General features: G+C 72.8%; 3 protein-coding genes and 1 pseudogene. 3 read left to right on the forward strand and 1 reads right to left on the reverse strand.

Going from position 1 to position 4,838, the window contains the following annotated elements:
* Nucleotides 1–368 (reverse strand): annotated as a pseudogene (locus ACTS11_RS15285) (MFS transporter); the annotation flags it as partial.
* A 282-nt stretch (nt 369–650) separates the two neighbouring features.
* Between ACTS11_RS15285 and ACTS11_RS15290 the strand changes: the two are divergent.
* The 3 genes from ACTS11_RS15290 to ACTS11_RS15300 all read left to right on the forward strand — a co-directional run bounded on the left by ACTS11_RS15290 (nt 651) and on the right by ACTS11_RS15300 (nt 4,696).
* Nucleotides 651–1,541 (forward strand): dihydrodipicolinate synthase family protein, encoded by an 891-nt coding sequence (locus tag ACTS11_RS15290; RefSeq protein ID WP_442641161.1) that lies wholly within the window; start codon nt 651–653, stop codon nt 1,539–1,541.
* 84 nt (nt 1,542–1,625) lie between these two features.
* Nucleotides 1,626–4,139 carry a cation:proton antiporter gene (locus tag ACTS11_RS15295; RefSeq protein WP_442641162.1) on the forward strand — a complete coding sequence of 838 codons (2,514 nt, stop codon included), beginning with the start codon at nt 1,626–1,628 and terminating at the stop codon, nt 4,137–4,139.
* Between the two features lie 56 nt (nt 4,140–4,195).
* Nucleotides 4,196–4,696: an SH3 domain-containing protein gene (locus ACTS11_RS15300; protein WP_442641163.1), complete on the forward strand. Its 501-nt coding sequence runs from the start codon at nt 4,196–4,198 to the stop codon at nt 4,694–4,696.
* Nucleotides 4,697–4,838 lie beyond the last annotated feature (142 nt).

A 4,838-nucleotide genomic window follows, 5' to 3' on the forward strand; every position in this document is an offset into this window, starting at 1 on the left:
TGGACGTTCATCGCCAGGTCGATGGTGCCGAGCGCCGCGCCGAAGACGAAGAGCGCGGCGCCGAGGACCAGCGGCGTCCCCGAGAGCATCAGCACCGGCAGGAGGGCAACGAGGCCGACGCCCCCCGCCAGCACCATGCCGCGCGCCCCGCGCCGCGCGCTGACATAGCCCGTGACCGGCATGGCGACGATGGAGCCGATGCCGAGACAGAGGAGCAGCAGGCCGAGCTGCGCGTCGTTCGCCTCGACCCGCGCCTTGGCGAAGGGGATGAGCGGCGCCCATGCGGCCATGACGAACCCGGCGGCGAAGAAGGACAGGCGCGTGGCGAGGGCGGCGGGGCGGGCCCCGTCCGCGGCGGAAACGGTCATGCAGGTCTATCCGGTCTCGGGCGCCTGTCATCGGGCGGCGCCTTGCCCGCGCAACTCACGCCGGCGGCCCCGCGCCGTCAAGCCCCTTCCACGCGCTCCGGCGGGCCTTCGCCCGAGCGCGCCGCGCGGTCGCCATGCCGGGCCGCGGGCCGCACACCGGCCGAAGCGCGGGGCGCTCCGCTCATCCCGCGCCCTCCAGGCGGCGCCGGTCGAGGTCGGGACTTGCGGAGCGCCGCGTTCCGTGGCCCAACTCCGCCGGCAGGACGACGAGGGGTGTCGCAGATGGATTTCGCCGGGCTTTCCGCCTTTCCGATCACGCCCGCCGACGCCGCGGGCCGGGTCGATACCGAGAACCTTGCCCGCCTGGTGGACCGCCTCATGGTGGCAAGGGTCGATAGCATCGGACTTCTCGGCAGCACGGGCACCTACGCCTATCTCGCGCGGGAGGAGCGGCGGCGTGCGGTCGCCGCGGCGGCCGAGGCGCTGGGGGGTGCCGTGCCGCTTCTGGTCGGCGTCGGCGCGCTCCGCACGGACGGGGCCCGCGCGCTGGCCCGCGACGCGGCGGAGGCCGGGGCCGACGCCCTTCTCCTCGCGCCGGTCTCCTACACGCCGCTCACGGACGCTGAGGTCTTCGAGCACTTCCGGACCGTGGCCGAGGCGACGGACCTGCCGCTCTGCATCTACAACAACCCCTCGACCACGCATTTCACCTTCGGGGCCGAGCTGATCGCACGGCTGGCCGAGGTGCCCGGGATCGCCGCCGTGAAGATGCCCGCACCCGCGGGCGATATCGCCGCGGATGTCGCGAAGCTCCGCGCCGCGGTGCCCGAGGGCTTCGCCATCGGCTACAGCGGCGACTGGGTCTGCGCCGAGGCGCTGCTCGCAGGCGCGGACACCTGGTTCAGCGTCGTTGGCGGCCTCCTGCCCGAGGTCGCGCTGCGCCTGACCCGCGCGGCGCAGGCGGGCGACGCGGCCGAGACGCGACGCCTCGATGCGCGCCTCGCGCCGCTCTGGGCGCTCTTCCGGGCGCATGGCGGGCTGCGCGTCATGGTTGCGGGCGCGCAGCTCATGGGACTGACCGCTCACGCGGCGCCCCGGCCGATCCTGCCGCTCGGCCCCGAGGCCACGCGCGCGGTGGCGGAGGCGCTCGAACAGGTCCGCGGGATCGCCTGACACGCCCGGGATTCCACCGGAAATCCGGCTGGCCGCGTTCGGTTTCGCCGTGCGCGTAGCGGCGAAAATGCTATGTCCATGATCATGGACATCGTTCTCGTCACCACCGTCATCGCCTCGCTCTTCCTGGTGATCGGCGCGGCCGAGCCGCTTGCGGCCCGGCTCCGGGTGCCCATGAGCGTGATCCTCGCGGTGCTCGGCGTGCTCATCGGGGTCGGCGCGCTGTTCTTCCTGCGAACCGAACTGACCGACGCGCTCAACCCCGTGGCCGAGGCGATCCTCGGGCTGCCGATCCGGTCGAACGTCTTCCTCTACGTGTTCCTGCCGACGCTGCTGTTCCAGGCGACGCTGGGCATGAACCTGCGGCGGATGCTCGACGACTGGGTGCCGATCTTCGTCCTCGCCATCGTGGCGGTCGTGGTCGCCACGCTCTTCGTGGGCTACGCCCTCTCGTGGGCGAGCGCGCTGCCGCTGGCGGCCTGCCTCCTCATCGGGGCGATCGTCTCGACCACCGATCCCTCGGCGGTCGTCACGATCTTCCGCTCGATCTCGGCGCCGCGGCGGCTCGCGCGGATCATCGAGGGCGAGAGCCTGCTGAACGACGCCGCGGCCATCGCGCTCTTCGGGGTCTTCATGGGCTTCGTCATGCTGGGCGTGCCCGACCCCGACATCGGCGCGGCCATCGCGCGCTTCCCGCTCCTGATCGCGGGCGGCGCGCTGACGGGCTGGGTCGCGGCGCGCGTCGCGGTCTGGGTCATGGCGCTCTTCGAGCGGCACGAGCGGGCGCAGATCTCGATCTCCGTCGCGCTGCCCTACCTCGCCTTCATCATCGCCGAGCAGAGCATCGGCGCCTCGGGCGTCATCGCGGTGGTGGCGGCGGGCCTGACGCTGAACCTGACGGGGCCGGGACGCCTGCCGCCGCAGGCCTGGGCGAACCTGCGCGAGATCTGGGACCTGCTGGCCTACTGGTCGGGGGCGCTGATCTTCATCCTCGCGGCCCTGCTCATTCCGCGCCTTCTGGAGGAGGCGCGTCCGGGCGACTTCGTCCTCATCGTCGTGGTCGTCGCCGCCGCGCTGGCGGCGCGCGCGGTGATCCTATTCGGCCTTCTGCCGCTGATGACACGGCTGCGCGCCTCGCCCCCCGTCGAGACGCCGTTCCGCGTGGCGATCCTCTGGGGCGGCCTCCGGGGCGCGGTGACGCTCGCCCTCGCCCTCGCCGTCACCGAGAGCCTGCGGGTGCCCATCGAGGTCAAGCGCCTCGTCGGCATCCTCGCCACCGGCTTCACCCTCTTCACGCTGATCGTTCAGGGCACGACGCTGCGCCTGGTGATCGGGCGGCTCGGGCTCGACCGGCTCTCGCCCATCGACGAGGCGCTGTCGCGGCAGGTCGTGGCCGTCTCGCTCCAGACCGTGCGCGAGGATCTCGCTCGCACCAACGAGAACTACGAGCTCACGCGCGAGATCGTCCGCTCGGAGGCGAAAAGCTTCGGCGAACGCCTCGACGAGGCGGTGAAGACCGCCGAGGACAGCGCCGACATCCTCGATCGCGACCGGATCACGCTGGGCCTGATCGCGCTGGCGGGGCACGAGCGGGACTCGATCCTGCTGCGCGTGCGCGACCGGACGATCTCGACCCGCATGGCCGAACAGGTGCTGTCGGACGCCGAACGGCTGATCGAGGGCGCGCGGACGAGCGGGCGGAACGGCTACCAGCGCGCGGCGCGGCGGAGCGTCGCCTACGGGCGCGCCTTCCAGGCCGCGGTGCTGCTCCAGAGACGGCTCGGCATCTCGGGTCCGCTGGCGCGGCTGACGGCGGACCGCTTCGAGCTCCTCCTGTCGCAACGGCTGGTGCTGCGCGACCTCGACAGCTTCATCGACCGGCGCATCCGGCGCATCCACGGCCGCCGCGTGGCCGACCTCCTGCACGAGCTGCTGGCCCGGCGCGTCGAGGCGCTGGAGACCGCGCTCGAGGGCCTGCGCCTGCAATATCCGGGCTATGCCGAGGAGCTGGAGCGCAAGTTCATCCGCCGCACCGCGCTGCGCCTCGAGGAGCGGGAGTACACGGCGATGCGCGAGGACGGGCTGATCGGGGCCGAGGTCCATTCCGCGCTGATGCAGGACATCGCCGCCCGCCGCACCGCCGCCGAGGCGCGGCCGCACCTCGACATCGCGATCCAGCGGGCGGAACTGGTGCGGCAGTTCCCGCTTTTCGCCGATCTCGACGAGGCGGCGCTGAAGCGCCTCGGCCGCGCGCTCCAGACCCGCTACGTCAACGCGGGCGAGATCGTGCTGCGCAAGGACGGGGCCGTGGGCCGCGTCCACTTCATCGCCTCGGGCGCGGTCGAGCTGGAGACGGCGGGCCAGAGCTGGCGGCTCGGCCGTGGCGAGATGTTCGGCCAGATGGCGATCCTGTCGAACCGCGCGCGCCGCGCCGAGGTCCGCGCCATCGCACCCTCGACGCTCCTCGTGCTCGACCAGGACCGTTTCCGCCGCCTGCTCGAGCGGAGTCCGACCCTGCAGGAAGCGGTTCGCGCCAGCGCCGAGAAGCGGGGCATCGCGCCGGAGGATCTGCTGCCCGAGACGGCGCAGGCGTCCTGACGGGAACCGGGACGGCGCGGCGGAGATTGACCGGACAGCAGAGAAGGCCTCCGCCCATGTCCCATGCCCTCCGCATCACCGCCCTCCTCCTCGCGCTCTGCCTGCCCGGCGGCGCGCTCGCCGATCCCGTGCGGACCGGCGCCGAGCATTGCGTCGTGAACGTCCGCGCCGACGATCCGCTGAACCTGCGCACGGGGCCCGGAACGCGCTACCGTGTCCTGACCGCCCTGCCCTACGCGCGCTGCGGGATCATGGTGACGGAGGCCTGCGCCGGAAACTGGTGCCCGGTCGAGGACGGGCATTACGCGGGTTGGGTCCACCGCCGCTACATCGCCGCCGTGTCGGCGCCGACGAACTGCGTCCACCCGCTCGCCCGGCCGCGCGACGTCGCGCTCCGCGCCTGGCCGGCGGAGCGCTCGCGCCTCCTGACGCGCCTCGCGCCCCGAAGCTGCGGCATCGCGCTCCTGCCCTACACCGTGCGTGGCTGGCAGAAGATCAGGCAGGACGGGTGGGAGGGCTGGGTCCGGTCGTCCGACCTCCTCCTGATCGTGGAATGAGCCCTTTCCTGTGTGACAGTCCCGGCCTAGATGCGGGGCGCGCGACCGGCGGACAGGAGCATCCATGCAGCGGCTCGGCGCCCTCTGGCGCGGCGAACTCCCCCTGAGCGAGGCATTCTGGACCTGGGTGGTCCAGATCGGC

It is taken from the genome of Roseicyclus sp. (assembly GCF_052168335.1).
In the GTDB taxonomy this organism is placed as follows: domain Bacteria; phylum Pseudomonadota; class Alphaproteobacteria; order Rhodobacterales; family Rhodobacteraceae; genus Roseibacterium.